Raw genomic sequence first — 16,874 nt, 5'->3', positions numbered from 1 at the left:
TTTTTAGGATGACCAAAGTGCCTTCACTTTTCTTAATAGTTTGCACTATTTCTCAGTAAAGTGCAACATAACTTTAATCATTAGACAAAGACCATATCATTCATATAGAATATCCTAGGGATTAGCAGATATATGTTATATAATTATGAGGTGATAAAAAGGATGGAACTTGAAATAGCGAGAGAAATTATTGACCAGTTACGTTCAAAAGAAATAGGTCATATTGAAATAAAAAAAGAAGATTTTTTGACGTTTCGTCAAGTGCTAGTCGAACAAGAAGATTATAAGTATTTTCATGGAATTGCCAGACAAGGTGGAAATATTTTTTACGAGTATCTTGATTCACCAAGAGTTTAACTTCATTCAGCAGAAGTCAAGTCCCCCACTTGTATAAGAGGGATGAATCAGTGGAGTGCAAACTCCGGCTGAATGAAGTGAAAGCCTCCGGCAGATGTCACAGATTTTCAGAGGAAGTTTATCGAGCGAGCTCGATAGAATCTGGACGTAATTCCGACGAGGCAGAATTGATAAACGGTAACCAAACAACAAATATAAATTAATGATTTCGTGGTAAAATTTATTAATAAAGGGTAATAATGAGTTAAAAATAGTTGTCGAAAATTATTTAACTTGTTTTTGTTGCACTTTGATTGACGAAACTGATAAAATTAGCTACTTTTATAATGGAGAGATTAATATTTTATCTCAGATAAAAAAAGGAGACGATTACTATGACGGAAAAACAATTTACAGTAACTGCTGATACGGGGATTCATGCAAGACCTGCAACGTTGCTAGTTCAGACTGCAAGCAGATTCTCTTCAGACATTCAGTTAGAATATAAAGACAAGAAAGTAAACCTGAAGTCTATTATGGGTGTTATGTCACTCGGTATTGGTAAAGGGGCTATTATTACCATATCTGCAGATGGTAACGATGAAGAAGAAGCATTGGCGAGCATTCAAGAATTATTTACAAAAGAAGGTCTTGCTGAATAATGTCAACAATCTTAAAAGGTATTGCTGCATCACACGGGATTGCTATCGGGAAAGCATATCGTATGGTGGAACCGGACCTCTCCGTGAAAAAAACTTCTATAACTGACACATCTGTAGAAATTGCTCGTTTTCATTTAAGTGTAGAAGGAGCAAAAAGCGAGCTTCAAGTCATTCGCGATAATGCTGCAAAAGATCTAGGCGAGGACAAGGCGGCGATCTTTGATGCACATATACTTGTATTAAGTGATCCAGAACTTTTATCCTCAATTGAAGATAAAATTAAAACGGATTTAGTAAATGCAGAATTCGCTTTGAAAGAAATAACAGATATGTTTATTACCATGTTTGAACAAATGGATAATGAGTATATGAGAGAGCGTGCTGCAGATATCAAAGACGTAACCAAAAGAGTGCTAGCACATTTGCTTGGAGTAGAGATTCCAAATCCGGGTGCAATTGCTGAAAAAGTTATTATTGTGGCTGAGGACTTAACTCCATCGGATACTGCACAACTTAATAAAGAGTTTGTACAAGGATTCACGACTGATATAGGTGGACGCACATCCCATTCCGCTATTATGGCTCGCTCCATGGAAATCCCTGCGGTAGTGGGATCTAATAATGCGACGGGAACTATTCAAAACGGTGACCTGATTATTGTTGATGGAGTGAATGGTGATGTACATATTAATCCAACTCCTGAAATCGTAAGTCAGTATAAAAAAGATGCTGAAAAAATAGAGCAGCAAAAAGCTGAATGGGCTTTGCTTAAAAATGAACTAACTTTTACTAAAGATGGTAAACAAGTTGAGCTTGCTGCAAATATAGGAACACCTAATGATGTTGAAGGCGTACTCCATAATGGCGGAGAAGCAGTTGGATTATATAGAACAGAATTTCTTTATATGGAAAGAGACCAACTACCAACAGAAGAAGAACAGTTCGAAGCTTATAAAAAGGTTTTAGAAAGCATGGATGGTAAGGCGGTAGTCGTTCGTACATTGGATATTGGAGGGGATAAAAATCTTCCATATTTACAATTGCCGGAAGAGATGAATCCATTCCTTGGTTTACGCGCTATCCGTTTGTGCTTTGAGGAACAAGAAATTTTCCGGACGCAGTTACGTGCACTTCTTCGAGCAAGCACATTTGGTAACTTGAAAATTATGTTTCCAATGATCGCAACGCTAGATGAGTTTCGTTCAGCAAAAGCGATATTATTAGAAGAACAAGAAAAACTTCAAAGTGATGGCGTTAGTGTCTCAGGAAATATCGAAGTTGGTATTATGGTTGAAATTCCTTCAACTGCGGTTTTAGCTGATCAATTTGCTAAAGAAGTCGATTTCTTTAGCATTGGTACAAACGATTTAATCCAATATACAATGGCTGCAGATAGAATGAATGAGCGTGTATCATATCTCTATCAGCCGTATAATCCAGCTATTTTAAGATTGGTAAAAATGGTTATTGATGCGGCTCATAATGAAGGAAAATGGGCTGGTATGTGTGGAGAAATGGCTGGCGATGAAATGGCCATTCCGCTTCTTTTAGGTCTCGGTCTAGACGAATTTTCAATGAGTGCATCATCCATTCTTAAAGCAAGAAGTCAAATTAAGCAATTAGATTCCAATCAGATGAGCCAATTAGCAGAAGAAGCACTTCAAAAAGGTTCTACTGAAGAGGTAGTTGACTTAGTAAAACAAGTAATAAATATGTAATGAAATTGTAATTTTATCTAGGAGTATAAATTAGTAAAAGGTGGTATAGAATAGTAATCATGATTGACATGACTATTCGTAGTCATTTCATTCTCATTTTCCCCCTTTTTTGCCGCTAGACTATAGGTCTAGCGGCATTTTTTGTATTTAAAATTAAAAATTCATATGATAATGATATAATAAATTTGAGTTAATTATATCTTCTGTAAATAGAAAAGGTTACGAAATATGGAAAGGGTTGAATAAAATGAAAAAATCAATTGGTTTTATCGGTCTAGGTGTCATGGGTAAGGGGATCGTACGGAATTTATTATCAGCAGGTCACCATGTGTACATTTATAGTCGAACAAAGAGTAAAGCAGAAGATATTCTTAAAGAAGGAGCGATTTGGAAGGAAACTCCTAAAGAAATTGCAGAATCTGCCGAAATAATAATTACAATGGTTGGTTATCCTCAAGATGTAGAAGAAGTGTATTTTGGAAAAGAGGGAATAATTGAAGGGGTTAATAAAGAGTCAATCACTGTTGATATGACCACATCAACCCCAACCTTGGCGAAGAAAATCGATGAGACTGCGAAGCATCATGGTTTTAAGGCATTGGATGCACCTGTTTCAGGTGGAGACATTGGAGCGAAGAACGGAACCCTTTCTATCATGGTAGGTGGAGACAAAGATGCTTTTGAGGATTTATATCCAGTTTTCCAGAGAATAGGTGGAAACATTGTGTATCAAGGAGAGGCGGGAGCAGGTCAACATACAAAAATGTGTAATCAAATCGCAATTGCTTCAACAATGATTGGTGTAACGGAAGCTATCATTTACGCAAAGCAATCAGGATTAAACCCTGATCATGTATTGAAGTCTATTAGCCAAGGTGCAGCTGGAAGCTGGTCTATGACAAATTTAATACCGCGCGTCTTGATGGAAGATTATAGCCCCGGTTTTTTTATTAAACATTTTGTCAAAGACATGGGAATTGCCCTAGATGAGGCAGAAAATATGGAATTAAAGCTTCCGGGTCTAAAGTTAGCAAAAGAAATGTATGATTCACTTGTAGCAGACGGTGAGGGAGATAGTGGCACACAAGCACTAATTAAGTATTGGAAGTAGAGAGGAAGATTAATAAATGACCAATGATGCTGGAATATTATTGGAAAGTGGTACGAATGAGCTAGAAATAATCGAATTCGAAATAAATAGTAATAAGTTTGGGATTAATGTACTAAAGGTCAGAGAAATAATTCAGCCTTTACCACTTACTCCGATTCCGCATGCTCATCCAAATGTTTTGGGTATCATACAACTTAGAGGGGAAGTTCTACCGGTAATCAGTATGGAAAAAGCTCTAAAAATTAACCCTGCTGCTAATAAAGATATCGCAAATGAAAAGTTTATTGTCGCGGAGTTTAATAAGCAAAAAGTAGTTTTTCAAGTTCATCATGTTACGCAAATACATAGGATTTCATGGAAGCAGATTGAAAAACCTGCTAATCTATATTCTGTTGACAGTTCCCACATCATTGGGGTTATTAAACGTGATATTGAGATGATTTTACTCGTGGACTTTGAAAAAATCGTTGTTGATATAAACCCTGATTCAGGGATCCACGTTGATAAAATTAAAAGTTTAGGAGTTCGTGAACGATCTTTAAAACGTATCGTTGCTGCGGAGGACTCACCTCTATTAAGAAAACTATTACAAGAAACGTTATCTGCCGCAGGCTATGAATACGTGGAGTTTTTTGAAAATGGTGAAGATGCGTTAGAATACTTACAATCATTTAGTGAAAATGGGACAAATGTATATGACGAGGTACATCTAGTTATAACAGATATCGAAATGCCTAAAATGGATGGGCATTACTTTACGAAAAAAATCAAAGAAAATCCTAATTTATCGAAATTACCAGTTATCATATTTTCCTCACTTATCACAGAAGATCTACGCCATAAAGGGGATGTTGTAGGAGCGATTGAACAAATTTCAAAACCAGAAATAAATGAACTTGTATTAAAAATAGACCAACATATAATGTGAAAAAGTGAGATTGCACGTTAATATCGCTGTTCGCTTGTATTACCAGATTAAAACAAACCCGAATTTCCAGTAAATCAGGAAATTCGGGTTTGTACTAGTTTAAAAAACTTTCTCCTAATTTTTTGAAGACTGGTTTTTGAGGCTTAGGAGGGCGATTATTATTATTTTCCTTTTCTTTGATTCCAGTGTAGTCTTGAAGAATCTTTTTCGCCATATTTAGGGACATACGGGATTTGGGATTTCGGTATTGGTGATCAAGATGACCTAGATGGGGCAAATTTGCAAAGTCCTCTTTGGTTGGAGGAATATGGAATGTATAATCTCCACATTCTACAATCACATCTGATTGTTGTTGGCTATATTTGGGATTTCTAGAAAAATGCAACCCAGTTTTTAACGCCTTTTTTTCTACTATCATTTTGGTAAGTGCAGCTTTTTTTAAACCATAAAGAAACTTTGGATCAGGTGCAGTTTTAGCGTGGCGGTTTACAGCAAATATAGCTTGCGAGAGGTTAGCTATTGTAGGATCATGAGCATGGTTATTTATCGTTCGTGAATTCATGATAAGACACCTTTCTAAATAAAGTTAATAATTGAATTATTAATATTATAGCATTGGAAACAATATTTGGAAAGGTGATCAGATTTCTTATATGTAAGGAACATATGTCTATTTAATATAAGTGTATAAATGATAGAATAATGTATTGAGCTTCCACCACAAATGATCTTACGGTCTGTGTGAACGCCAGTGATTCCACTAACTATTAGGATTTCCCCAGTTCCTAAGGTTAGTAGTCTTATCCCTTCACATGTAGGCTTCTGTTTTTGGTAGTACCTTGCTTTATGTAGAGTCTTCTACTCCCAGCAGACCAGGTCTATGCCCTTAAAGGATTGAGTTATACAGAAGAGAACGCCAACCGATTAAGCGTTCGTGATTATCTAGACAGATCTGCTGACAGTAGAGGGAGGTTTAACTTAGCCAAACGCCTAGCTGAAATTCATCTCCTCCTTATCGTTGAGGTACGCCTTTCAGAAGATTGAAGAGGGGCTTCTTTCAGTAAACAGATAAAAGTTGTTATTTATCTCCGTAGTTACAGTTCTTGTAAAACAGTTGTTAGCAGTGTATATTTACTATATATAACTCAGAAGAAAATACAGTCAATTAAGCCTTCGCGATTAAACTTTTTTATGATAGTAATTTTTCATACCGGATGGATTTTTACAAAAAGGAGATGTAGCGATGCAAGGGAATTATAATTTAGAAATCATCTATCTTCCTTCCAAGTTTGGCATGGTTAAGGTGTATGTGTATGGATTTAAAACCTTTGGAGCGTGGGGTCAAGTGTTTGCGACTTTAGATGATATATCTGTTAATGTGAAAGGATATAATCGTAAAAAGACGATTGTTCGTTCATTAACTTCTCTAAATGAATCATTATTGAATATGAAAGAAGAGTAAATATATAGTTATCATTATTTCTATCTTCCTAAGGACCTAAGAACTTTTACTTCATAGATAAAGGAATCATAATGGGGGAAATGACCCCCATTTATTAAGTATAATCCTGTATGAATGATTGGTCATTCACTAAGATTATAGGAGGAGAGCTAATGGAAGGCAAAACGGTAATAATCACTGGTGGTTCTAGTGGTATGGGATTGTATATGGCGAAAAAATTTGTAAATTCAGGTATGAATGTGGTCATTACAGGTAGAAATGAGCAGCGCTTACAGGAGGCGAAGCAGGAGATAGGGGCAGAAAACGACTGTATAGGGCTTGTTAAGATGGATGTACGAAAACCGGAAGATGTACAAAGAATGTTAAAACAAACATTGGATTATTATGGTTCTGTTGACTACTTAGTAAATAATGCGGCCGGAAACTTTATCGTGCCTGCTGAAAAATTATCTATAAATGGTTGGAATTCAGTGATAAATATTGTACTTAACGGCACATTTTATTGTAGTAGCGAGTTGGGAAATTATTGGATTGAGAATAAAATGAAAGGATGCATCATCAATATGATTGCCACATACGCTTGGAATGCTGGACCTGGGGTGGTTCATTCAGCTGCAGCTAAAGCTGGTGTACTCTCATTAACTAGGACGCTTGCTGTAGAATGGGGCAGAAAGTATGGCATTCGTATTAATGCTATTGCACCGGGGCCAATTAATCGTACTGGCGGTTCTGAAAAGCTTTGGGAATCAGAAGAGGCTGCTAGTCGGACACTAAAAAGTATTCCATTAGGCCGTCTTGGTGAGCCTGAAGAAATTGCTGAGTTAGCCCATTTTATGTTTAGTGAAAAAGCGGCTTATATGAATGGTGAATGTATTACATTAGATGGTGGTCAAAACTTGAATCAATATCCATTTTAAAGTACTAAAAGATAATTCCACAAAAAAACATCAATTTCTGACTTATAACCAAATATATATATTATTTGTGAATGAAAAAGCTATCTTTTAAAAAATAGATAGCTTTTTTAATGGTGAAATTTGCTTTGTACCCGTAAGTTCTTTTATAATTGTTTTGTCTTTCAAAAGAAAGGGGTTTAAGAATGTCACAGTTAATAAGTATTATTCAACGATTACAAACAATGCAAAATGCAGTAGAGCAGGAGGATGTTCCACAAAGGTTTTTCGAGGTAAATGGTAGGGTATTATGTCAGGTAAAATATTTCGCACCATCTAATACTTATGAAGTAGAAGAGTACGATAAAGATAGTAATAAGCAGAAATATCAGTTCGATGACATAGATATAGCAGCAATAGAAATTTTCGATATTATTCAAGAGGAAAAAAACGCTAAATAGATGTTATAACCACTTGTTTTAAGATTGAATTTTTATGGCAAATGATTTAAGAATGATTATTTCTTTTCTAAATTGTGGTAATATGAAGAGGAACGATTATAAAGAGATGAGGGAGTTTACCGATGATTTCCTTGCAAAGTAATGAATTCATGAACCCTAAAATCAGCGATTACGTCATTTCTTCGGAAAAAGTTGCTCATGTTCAACTTGGTAATAGCTTAGAACATGCTTTACTTGTATTAACAAAAAGTGGTTATTCAGCTGTGCCTGTCCTCGATGCTCGTTTTCAAATCCATGGTTTAATTAGTTCTTCGATGATTACAGAATCCATTTTTGGATTGGAACGGATTGAATTTGAAAAGTTAGGTGAAAAAAAAGTAGAAGACGCTATGGCTGTCAACTTTCCACGTTTATTATTTACTGATCGCTTTGAAAAAGCGCTCGATTTACTAATCGATCATTCTTTTTTGTGTGTCGTTGATAAAGAGGGCTATTTTGAAGGGATTTTTACAAGAAGCGCATTATTAAAAGAGCTTAGAAGTTATATTCATAAGAATAACGAATAATAAAAAGCGGCTTCCAATTGTGGGAGCCGATGTTTTTTAACTAGCATTTTCTTGTTCAGTGTATGATGTTCAAAAAAGTTTTTTCGAGCTCCAGTGCTTTTCTTAATTGGAAGGGGAATGGAAACATGTCATTATCCGATTTCAAGTTGCTTGTTGCGCTTGCTGAAGAATCTAATATGCGAAAAGCAGCAGAAAGACTTTTTGTATCTCAACCCGCACTTTCCCAAAGGCTTCAAAACATTGAAAAACAGTGGGAGCAAAAATTATTTATTAGAACGCAAAAAGGTCTTCTTCTTACACCTGCTGGAGAAATGATTATTTCATTTGCGAATGAAATGTTAAGCAAGCAGGAAAGGGTACATGAACAAATTCAAAAGCTAGGGCCACAGATTCATGGTACTTTAAAAATTGCTTGTGCATCTATTGTAGGGCAAAACTGGCTACCCAAAGTATTGAAACAATTCGTTCATACGTATCCGCATGCCAAAATTTCTCTTATTACGGGCTGGAGTAGTGAAATTTTGAAAAGTCTCTACGAAGGACAAGTACATATTGGCATAATAAGAGGTGCTACGGAGTGGAAGGGATCAAAATTTCATTTATTTGAAGATAGTTTGTATCTAGTAGATCGTGAAATTAGGAATATGGAGGAAGTACTGGAAACAGATCGTCCCTTTATTCAGTTTAAAAGCGATTCTAATTATTATCAGGAGATTCAAAATTGGTGGCATAGACAATTTCAAACAGTACCGAAGCGAACAATTGTCGTCGATCAAATTGAAACATGCAAGCAGATGGCATATAACGGAATCGGTTATGCAATATTACCAGCGATTACTATTAATGGTGCTGAAAAAGATGTATTTAAGATTCCATTAATGGATGAACGTGACCAACCAATTAGCCGTGATACTTGGATGTTAGGATATGATTCAGCATTTGAACTTCCGCAAGTAAAAGCATTTTTAGAAATCGTCCAAGAGTATGCAGATATTTAGATGGAAAAGTGAATCGGCCTTACATTTAATTTAAGCTTTATGCAAAATATTTCACTATAATGAGTCGAAATGGTAAAATTAAATAGATGCAAAGTAAGTAATTTCAACATGTATGGAAATATTATTTTCGGCGATAATAATGAAGGTGACTTTTCAGCGATACTTACTATTAATTTAAATTAATTATAAATAAGGTTTGACATAGAATGTCGTATTATGTACAATGTTAGTTGTTAATGATTTATTTATTGATAATACATATCGTGCTTTCTCATTTAATGTATATTATTTTACGGAGGGATTTTTTATGGCAGAACGTATGGTAGGAAAACAGGCCCCACGCTTTGAAATGGAAGCTGTAATGGCTAATAAAGAATTTGGTAAAGTAAGTCTTGAAGAAAACATGAAAAACGATAAATGGACAGTGCTTTTCTTCTACCCGATGGATTTCACTTTTGTATGTCCAACAGAGATTACTGCAATGTCAGACAGATATGATGAATTTGAAGATTTAGATGCAGAAGTAATTGGTGCTTCTACAGACACAATCCACACTCATTTAGCTTGGATTAACACAGATCGTAAAGATAACGGTCTTGGCGATTTAAACTATCCGCTAGCAGCTGATACGAACCATGCAGTTGCTCGTGACTACGGTGTTTTGATTGAAGAAGAAGGAATTGCTCTTCGTGGATTATTTATCATCAACCCGGAAGGCGAAATGATGTATTCAGTTGTTAACCATAACAATATTGGTCGCGACGTAGATGAAACACTTCGTGTACTTCAAGCATTACAAACAGGTGGACTTTGCCCCGCAAACTGGAGACCTGGTCAAGAAACACTATAATTGCGTGTTCAAATTCATTAGTAAAGGAAACCTAATAGCCAACGAAGAAATTCGTAGTCTATCATTTGGTAACTATTTGAACATCTAAAGAATACGACAATGCCGCGTCGCATGGCAACGCCTGTATGACTCGTGCTACCACCTAAATGGGACAGGCATCTATTATGCCTGTCCTTATTTAATAAAGGGAGGATACAATTATGAAACTTCGTGAACCGATGCCTGAGCTTGTAGGAGCTACAGAATGGCTTAACGGGCAAGTAACAAAAGAAGAACTAGTAGGAGAAAAACCAACATTATTTCACTTTTGGTCTATTAGCTGTCATCTTTGTAAAGAAGCGATGCCACAAGTAAACCAATTCCGGGATGAATATCAAGGTAAATTGAATGTAGTAGCAGTTCATATGCCTCGGTCAGAAAAAGATCTTGATTTAGAAGAAATTAAACAAGTTGCAGCTGAACATAATATTGACCAACCAATCTTTGTAGACAATGAATTGAAATTTGCTGATGCGTTAGAAAATCAATATGTACCTGCTTACTATGTTTTCGATAAAGAAGGTAAATTGCGTCATTTTCAAGCTGGCGGTGGCGGTATGAAAATGCTGGAAAAAAGAGTTAATCGTGTGTTAGGTGAATCTGAAAAAGCATAAATATAACTGTAAATAATTATTAGAAATAAATGCTGAAAAGTAATTCTTATAACAATAAGGCTTTGATCTTTATTATTAATTTTACCAATCATTCATAATATGAAGAAGACACCCATATAATTTCAGGGTGTCTTTTTTTGTATTGATTGTTTTTAAAAATAAATTTGCAAAAATAAGAACTAATACTGGAAATGTATTTCGGAAGTCGATATATTAATAAATACGACAATTGGTCGATAGGGGGGAAAAGGCTTGGAAACATTTTCAAAGTTAAAAAAGTATTATTGGCCTTACAAAAAACACTTCTTCATATCCATGGTATTTTTGTTGTTTGTGACAGCGATTACAGTAGTGTATCCTGTTATTTTACAACTTACAATTGATGAAGTGGTTTTAAAAGGTGAATTCGGTTGGATTCCGATACTGGCTTTTGGATTTATTGGTATTATGATTTTTAAAGGGGTGGCAACGTTTATTCAGCAGTATACTGGAGATTTGTTTGGTATTAAATCAGTTTATAGTATGAGGAATGCCTTATATGAAAAACTACAATATTTACCATTCAGATACTATGATAATGCTAAAACAGGTGATTTAATGTCACGTCTTACTGCTGATGTAGAATCATTTAGATTTTTCTTATCATTTGGTTTTTCAGAATTATTCCGCTTCATTTTAATGCTTACTGTTAGTTTTAGTATGATGTTTTATTATTCTGTTCCACTTACATTTGCAACGATGATTTCTTTACCATTTTTATTTGTTGTTGTTTATAAATTTGATAGAGCTGTCCATCCTGCATTTCGTGGCGTCCGTAAGTCATTTGGAAAATTAAATACGAATGTCCAAGAAAATTTATCTGGAATAAATACGGTTAAATCGCTATCAAGAGAGGATTTCCAAACTGGGAAATTTAATCATTCGAATGCAGACTATAAAGATCAAATGATTTTCACATCAAATATTTGGGCTAAGTATTTTCCTTTAATGGAGTTGCTAGGAAATATTTGTGTGTTAGCACTATTATCATACGGAGGATATTTAGTAATCCAAGGTTCTTTGACACCGGGAGAACTCGTAGCATTTTATAGTTTAGTAGGTTACATCTTATTTCCGATTATGAACTTAGGATTCACGATCAATATGTTTTCGCAATCTAAGGCTTCAGGTGAGCGTTTGTTGGAGATCATGGAAGCGAAAGAGGAAATTTTTGATATGGATAATGCTATTATTCCGCAACGTTTGAATGGAGAAATAGAATTTAAGCATGTGACGCTTCGCTACGCGGGTGATGATAATGAGGCGCTAAAAGATGTTAGTTTTAAAGCTGAACCCGGTAAAATAATTGGTTTAATTGGAGCGACTGGTTCAGGAAAAACCAGTGTAACGCAATTGATTACACGATTTTATGAACCTGCTTCAGGTAAAGTGTTAATTGACGGAAAAGACGTAAAAGAATATTCATTGAAAGCATTAAGAAGGAATATAGGGTTTGTTCATCAAGAGAGCTTTTTATTTTCATCTACGATTAAGGCAAATATTGCATATGGAATGCCAGATGCAACAATGGAGCAGATTATTGATTCTGCAAAAAGGGCTGATGCTCATGAATTCATTATGGAACTTGAAGATGGATATGATACTGTTTTAGGAGAGCGAGGACTAGGCTTATCTGGTGGGCAAAAACAAAGGATTTCAATAGCTAGATCCATTTGCCTTGATCCTAGTATTCTTATTTTAGATGATGCGACGAGTGCTGTAGATATGGAAACAGAATTTAAAATACAAGAAGCACTTCGAAATGTTATGCAAGGAAGGACGACATTTATTATTGCGCATCGTATTTCATCACTAAAGCATGCAGATGAAATTTTAGTGCTTGAAGAGGGTAAAGTGGTTGAAAGAGGTACACATTCCTATTTGTTACAAAACAAAGGACCATATGAGAGAATTTTTAATATCCAGTTTCAAGACCGTGAGGCAATACTACAAGGTCAGAGAGGGTGAGGAGTAAATGACAAAACAGAAAAAAATGAATCCACAAATGATGGAGCGTTTCCGTTATTCAACTGAACAAATTATTGAAAAGCCGTTTAACTGGAAACAAATGTCGCGCCTTATCGGCTATTTAAAACCATATTCCAAAAGACTCCTACCAGCTTCGATTATTGCAGTATTAATCTCAACAGCTGTGAGATTAATCATTCCAATATTAATCGGTGTCTATGCATTGGATAAAGCAATTAATGAAAAAAAGGATTTTACTATGTTAATGATCATAGTTGCCATTATTGCTGGTTTATTTATCCTCTCCTATATCGCAAATATTTATCGGATAAAATGGAGTTATGAACTGGGGCAAGGGGTCATTTACGATTTAAGAAAACATATTTTTACACATGTCCAAAGTTTATCACATCGTTTCTTTGACCAACGTTCAGCAGGATCAATTCTTGTACGAATTATGAATGATACGAATTCTCTTCAGGAATTGTTTACGAATGGTGTAATTAATATATTCATGGATATTGTTATGCTAATAGGAGTTATTTTTATCCTATTTACTTTAAGCCCACAGCTGACTTTAGCAGTACTAGTTATTTTACCATTGATGTTTTTCATTTCTACGACATTAAGGAAAAGTATTCGTAGGGCATGGCAAAGTATGAGAATAAAACAATCTAAATTAAATTCCCATTTAAATGAAAGCATTCAAGGAATTAGAGTCACACAAAGTTATACACAGGAAGAAGAAAATATCGCATTTTTCGATGGTGTGAATCACGAAAACTATGAAGCTTGGAGAATCGCTTCGAAAAAAAGTGCGATGTTTCGTCCACTTGTAGAATTGACCAATGCGGTCGGCTCTGCGGTTCTCATTTGGTATGGTGCAAATTTAATTCAAGCAGATAGCCTTTCATTAGGTGAATTTGTATCTTTTGCCTTTTATCTAGGAATGTTTTGGGAACCTATTTCTAGACTGGGCCAAGTATATAATCAATTACTAATGGGGATGGCTTCATCTGAACGTATTTTTGAGTATTTAGATGAGAGACCTATTGTCCATGAGAAAAAAGAAGCAATTGCTTTACAAGATATTGCCGGCAAAATAAACTTTGATCAAGTTGAATTTTCATATGACGATAAACGGAAGGCACTTAAAGGGATATCTTTTGAAATGAATCCTGGTCAGACAGTTGCTTTGGTTGGACATACAGGATCAGGAAAATCAACAATCGCCAATCTGATTACGCGTTTTTATGATCCAACTGGGGGAGCAGTAAAAATTGATGGTCATGATTTGCGAGATGTGTCATTGAGAAGTGTGCGCAATCAAATTAGTGTTGTCCTCCAAGAAACTTTTATCTTCTCGGGTACAATTATGGAAAATATTCGTTTTGGTAGACCATCGGCGACAGATGACGAAGTAATATCTGCTGCAAATGCGATAGGAGCTAATAAGTTTATTGAAAAATTACCTTATGGTTTTGAGACAGAGGTAGAAGAACGAGGAAATATATTATCTGTTGGTGAACGACAACTATTGTCTTTTGCTCGAGCACTATTGGCAAATCCCAAAATTATTATTTTAGATGAAGCCACAGCGAGCATTGATACGGAAACGGAAGTTCAGATCCAATATGCTTTAAAAACTTTGCTAAAAGGTAGAACTTCTATTATTATTGCTCATAGACTATCTACGATTAGGGATGCAGACAAAATCTTTGTTCTTGAAAGAGGACATATCATCGAAGAAGGAAGTCATGAGGAACTAATGAATGGAAAAGGTGAATATTTCCGTCTTGTAAAAGCACAATTTAAAGTGATGGAAGCCATATAAGAAGAAAGAGGATGTGCTCATTCGATTGCGCACATCCTTTTTTATGATAAAAATAGGACCAATAAGTTTCCGAAAAATATAAGTTCTGAAAATAGGCTTTTTGTATGTTCAAAAATCCGATATAGGCTATTATCGTTGTTTTAAAGTATATGCTAAAAACAAGTTAAAAAATAAACAAGGGGATTACATAATATGCTTCCTTTATCCTTATTTAATTTCTTTTATTATTGGACAATGTCCCTAATTAATGCCTTTTTACCACTGTTTTTTCGGTATAAAGGAATGAGTCCGGGAGAAATAGGCTTATTATTGTCAGTTGGCCCATTGATAGCTATTTTCTCCCAACCACTTTGGGGCATTATCTCAGATAGACAGCAAACGGTTAAGAGGATTATTTTATTTTTACTAGTTATCTCCTTATTTACAAGTTCAGGTATTTTCTTTGGTACATCCATGCTGTTCTTAACCGCTGCGATGTTAGTATTTCATTTTTTTATGTCACCTGTTCAACCGCTTCTTGATAGTATGTCAACAGCATATGCGCAAGAAAAAGGTGTTAGTTATGGTTCCATTCGTATCTGGGGTTCCATTGGTTTTGCTTTTGCTTCTCTTATTATTGGTTATTTGATTGGGAAAGTGGGGATCGAGTATTTATGGTATGTGTATGCAGCACTCATTGTACTAGCATTTATTATTGCAACCAGATTAAAAGATTCACAAGTAAGTAGGGCGCCAATTACAGCCGAGGCAATAAAAGATACATTGAAAAATCCGAAGTATTTAATGTTTTTGATGGCCTCATTGTTTATTGGTACAACGACTAGAATGAATGATGGAATGCTCGGTCTTTATTTGAAAAATCTTGGTGCATCTGAAAGTCAAGTTGGTCTAGCGTGGATGACATCATCCTTAAGTGAAGTTCCCGTGATAGGACTAATGTACATACTGATGAAAAGAATACCATTGCTCGTATTAATCGGTATTTCGGGAGTGTTTTATTCGCTACGATGGTTTTTATACGCTTATCTGGAGGATCCTCTTATGCTGGTTCTTTCTCAAACGATGCATAGCGTTACTTTTGCCATTTTTATGGTGGCTAGTTTACAATATGTAGCAACAATCGTACCTAGAGAAATGCTAGCGACAGGGCAGACAATATATTTTGCAACATATGCAGGTCTTGGAGCGATAATTGGTAATTCATTGGGCGGCTATTTCATGGAATATTATGGAGCGGGTTTTATATATAAGGGAGCATCAATTTCTGCTTTAATTGGGGCGGGAATTTGTTTCTCTTTGTATATAAAATATCGCAAGGATGAGGGAAATAAGCCAGTGATGGCAAATTAATTACGGAATTTCCTGTAATTATACGTGTCTCTATGGACATGTTATACTTAGTATTATCAATTGAAGGATTTTTTGAAAGCAGGGGATTTATAATGGAAGCTGGTACGATCGTAACATTAAGAGTAGTTCGAGAGGCACCATTTGGTTATTTTTTATCAGATGGAGAAGAAGATGTATTATTACACCAAACCGACGTGGTTGGTGAAATATTTATTGATCAAGATATAGAAGTTTTTCTATACCAGGATCATGAAGGGCGGCTATGTGCATCAGAAGTAATACCGAATGTACAGTTGGGAAAATATGATTGGGTAGAGGTTGTAGAAGTAAAGAAAAATCTTGGCGCGTTTGTCGATATTGGTTTAAAAAAAGACATTCTCGTTTCTATGGACGATTTGCCTGAGCTCCATCATTTATGGCCAAGTATTGGAGACAAGCTATATTGTTCCTTAAAATTGGATAATAAAGATAGGTTATTTGGCAAAATAGGGACAGAGGATGTAATGAGAGACCTTTCTATTCCTGCCGATCGTAGTCTATTTAATAAAAATATCAAAGGTACCGTTTATCGTTTACTACTAGCTGGTTCATTTATCATTACAGAAGAAGGGCATATGGGCTTTATTCATGAATCACAGCGTGAAGAGGAGCCGCGGCTTGGACAGTTGATAGAAGGCCGCGTTGTGGATGTGAAAGAAGATGGAACAATAAATGTTTCACTACTGCCAAGAAGCTATGAACAAATGGATGTAGATGCGGAAAAGATATACAAGTATATAATTGAGCGTGGGGGATCAATGCCTTATAGTGATAAAAGTCTTCCTGAAGAGATTAAGACAAGATTTGATATGAGTAAAGGTGCTTTTAAACGAGCACTAGGCAAGTTAATGAAAGAAGAGAAAATTAACCAAAACGACGGATGGACAAATATAAAAGAATAATAAAATGAAAAAACAAAGGATATTTTAATGATCCTTTGTTTTTTTTATAGAAGTTTTCGTATTAGAGATGTAGTTAGCTTGGGAAGGCCTCGGGATTGATGTCA

Annotated in this window: 17 protein-coding genes; 16 read left to right on the top strand and 1 reads right to left on the bottom strand. The window is 35.4% G+C overall.

The window, feature by feature from the left end:
• Positions 1-162: 162 nt before the first annotated feature.
• From MHB53_RS06730 to MHB53_RS06710, 5 genes are all read left to right on the top strand, one after another.
• Entirely contained in the window at positions 163-357 is a 195-nt protein-coding gene (locus MHB53_RS06730; protein ID WP_340916482.1) for a hypothetical protein, read from the top strand.
• 374 nt (positions 358-731) lie between these two features.
• Positions 732-998 (top strand): phosphocarrier protein HPr, encoded by a 267-nt coding sequence (locus MHB53_RS06725; protein WP_340916480.1) that lies wholly within the window; start codon positions 732-734, stop codon positions 996-998.
• Positions 998-2,716 (top strand): phosphoenolpyruvate--protein phosphotransferase, encoded by a 1,719-nt coding sequence (gene ptsP, locus MHB53_RS06720; protein WP_340916479.1) that lies wholly within the window; start codon positions 998-1,000, stop codon positions 2,714-2,716. The genes MHB53_RS06725 and ptsP overlap by 1 nt, the downstream gene beginning before the upstream one ends.
• 247 nt (positions 2,717-2,963) lie before the next feature.
• Positions 2,964-3,827 carry an NAD(P)-dependent oxidoreductase gene (locus MHB53_RS06715; protein ID WP_340916477.1) on the top strand — a complete coding sequence of 288 codons (864 nt, stop codon included), beginning with the start codon at positions 2,964-2,966 and terminating at the stop codon, positions 3,825-3,827.
• 16 nt (positions 3,828-3,843) lie between these two features.
• On the top strand, positions 3,844-4,755 hold the full coding sequence (locus MHB53_RS06710) for a chemotaxis protein (protein ID WP_340916475.1): 912 nt from the start codon (positions 3,844-3,846) through the stop codon (positions 4,753-4,755).
• Between the two features lie 94 nt (positions 4,756-4,849).
• Here the strand turns inward: MHB53_RS06710 and MHB53_RS06705 are convergent, their stop codons facing one another.
• Positions 4,850-5,317 (bottom strand): YkyB family protein, encoded by a 468-nt coding sequence (locus MHB53_RS06705; protein WP_340916473.1) that lies wholly within the window; start codon positions 5,315-5,317, stop codon positions 4,850-4,852.
• A 681-nt stretch (positions 5,318-5,998) separates the two neighbouring features.
• On the opposite strand from MHB53_RS06705, the gene MHB53_RS06700 reads away from it, so the two are divergent.
• The 11 genes from MHB53_RS06700 to MHB53_RS06650 all read left to right on the top strand — a co-directional run bounded on the left by MHB53_RS06700 (position 5,999) and on the right by MHB53_RS06650 (position 16,770).
• Entirely contained in the window at positions 5,999-6,217 is a 219-nt protein-coding gene (locus tag MHB53_RS06700) for a hypothetical protein (RefSeq protein ID WP_340916471.1), read from the top strand.
• Positions 6,218-6,369: 152 nt separating this feature from the next.
• On the top strand, positions 6,370-7,134 hold the full coding sequence (fadH, locus tag MHB53_RS06695; protein ID WP_340916469.1) for a 2,4-dienoyl-CoA reductase: 765 nt from the start codon (positions 6,370-6,372) through the stop codon (positions 7,132-7,134).
• Positions 7,135-7,316: 182 nt separating this feature from the next.
• On the top strand, positions 7,317-7,571 hold the full coding sequence (locus tag MHB53_RS06690) for a YkuJ family protein (RefSeq protein ID WP_340916467.1): 255 nt from the start codon (positions 7,317-7,319) through the stop codon (positions 7,569-7,571).
• A 122-nt stretch (positions 7,572-7,693) separates the two neighbouring features.
• A complete protein-coding gene (gene cbpB, locus MHB53_RS06685; protein ID WP_340916465.1) occupies positions 7,694-8,137 on the top strand; it encodes a cyclic-di-AMP-binding protein CbpB in 444 nt (147 codons plus the stop codon).
• 125 nt (positions 8,138-8,262) lie between these two features.
• Complete coding sequence (locus tag MHB53_RS06680) at positions 8,263-9,135, top strand: LysR family transcriptional regulator (RefSeq protein ID WP_340916464.1); 873 nt, start codon at positions 8,263-8,265, stop codon at positions 9,133-9,135.
• 307 nt (positions 9,136-9,442) lie between these two features.
• The gene (locus tag MHB53_RS06675) at positions 9,443-9,985 is read left to right on the top strand and encodes a peroxiredoxin (RefSeq protein ID WP_340916463.1); all 543 of its coding nucleotides are present in this window, start codon (positions 9,443-9,445) and stop codon (positions 9,983-9,985) included.
• A gap of 200 nt (positions 9,986-10,185) precedes the next feature.
• On the top strand, positions 10,186-10,638 hold the full coding sequence (locus tag MHB53_RS06670) for a TlpA family protein disulfide reductase (RefSeq protein WP_340916461.1): 453 nt from the start codon (positions 10,186-10,188) through the stop codon (positions 10,636-10,638).
• Positions 10,639-10,890: 252 nt separating this feature from the next.
• Positions 10,891-12,645, top strand: coding sequence for an ABC transporter ATP-binding protein (locus MHB53_RS06665; protein WP_340916460.1), 1,755 nt, complete (start codon positions 10,891-10,893; stop codon positions 12,643-12,645).
• A gap of 7 nt (positions 12,646-12,652) precedes the next feature.
• Entirely contained in the window at positions 12,653-14,479 is a 1,827-nt protein-coding gene (locus MHB53_RS06660) for an ABC transporter ATP-binding protein (protein ID WP_340916458.1), read from the top strand.
• Between the two features lie 192 nt (positions 14,480-14,671).
• Positions 14,672-15,829: an MFS transporter gene (locus MHB53_RS06655; RefSeq protein ID WP_340916457.1), complete on the top strand. Its 1,158-nt coding sequence runs from the start codon at positions 14,672-14,674 to the stop codon at positions 15,827-15,829.
• A gap of 92 nt (positions 15,830-15,921) precedes the next feature.
• Positions 15,922-16,770 (top strand): CvfB family protein, encoded by an 849-nt coding sequence (locus MHB53_RS06650; RefSeq protein ID WP_340916456.1) that lies wholly within the window; start codon positions 15,922-15,924, stop codon positions 16,768-16,770.
• Positions 16,771-16,874: the final 104 nt, after the last annotated feature.

The sequence above is a fragment of the Bacillus sp. FSL K6-3431 genome, from assembly GCF_038002605.1.
GTDB lineage: Bacteria > Bacillota > Bacilli > Bacillales > Bacillaceae_C > Lederbergia.
This window is presented reverse-complemented; position numbering and strand designations above follow the sequence as displayed.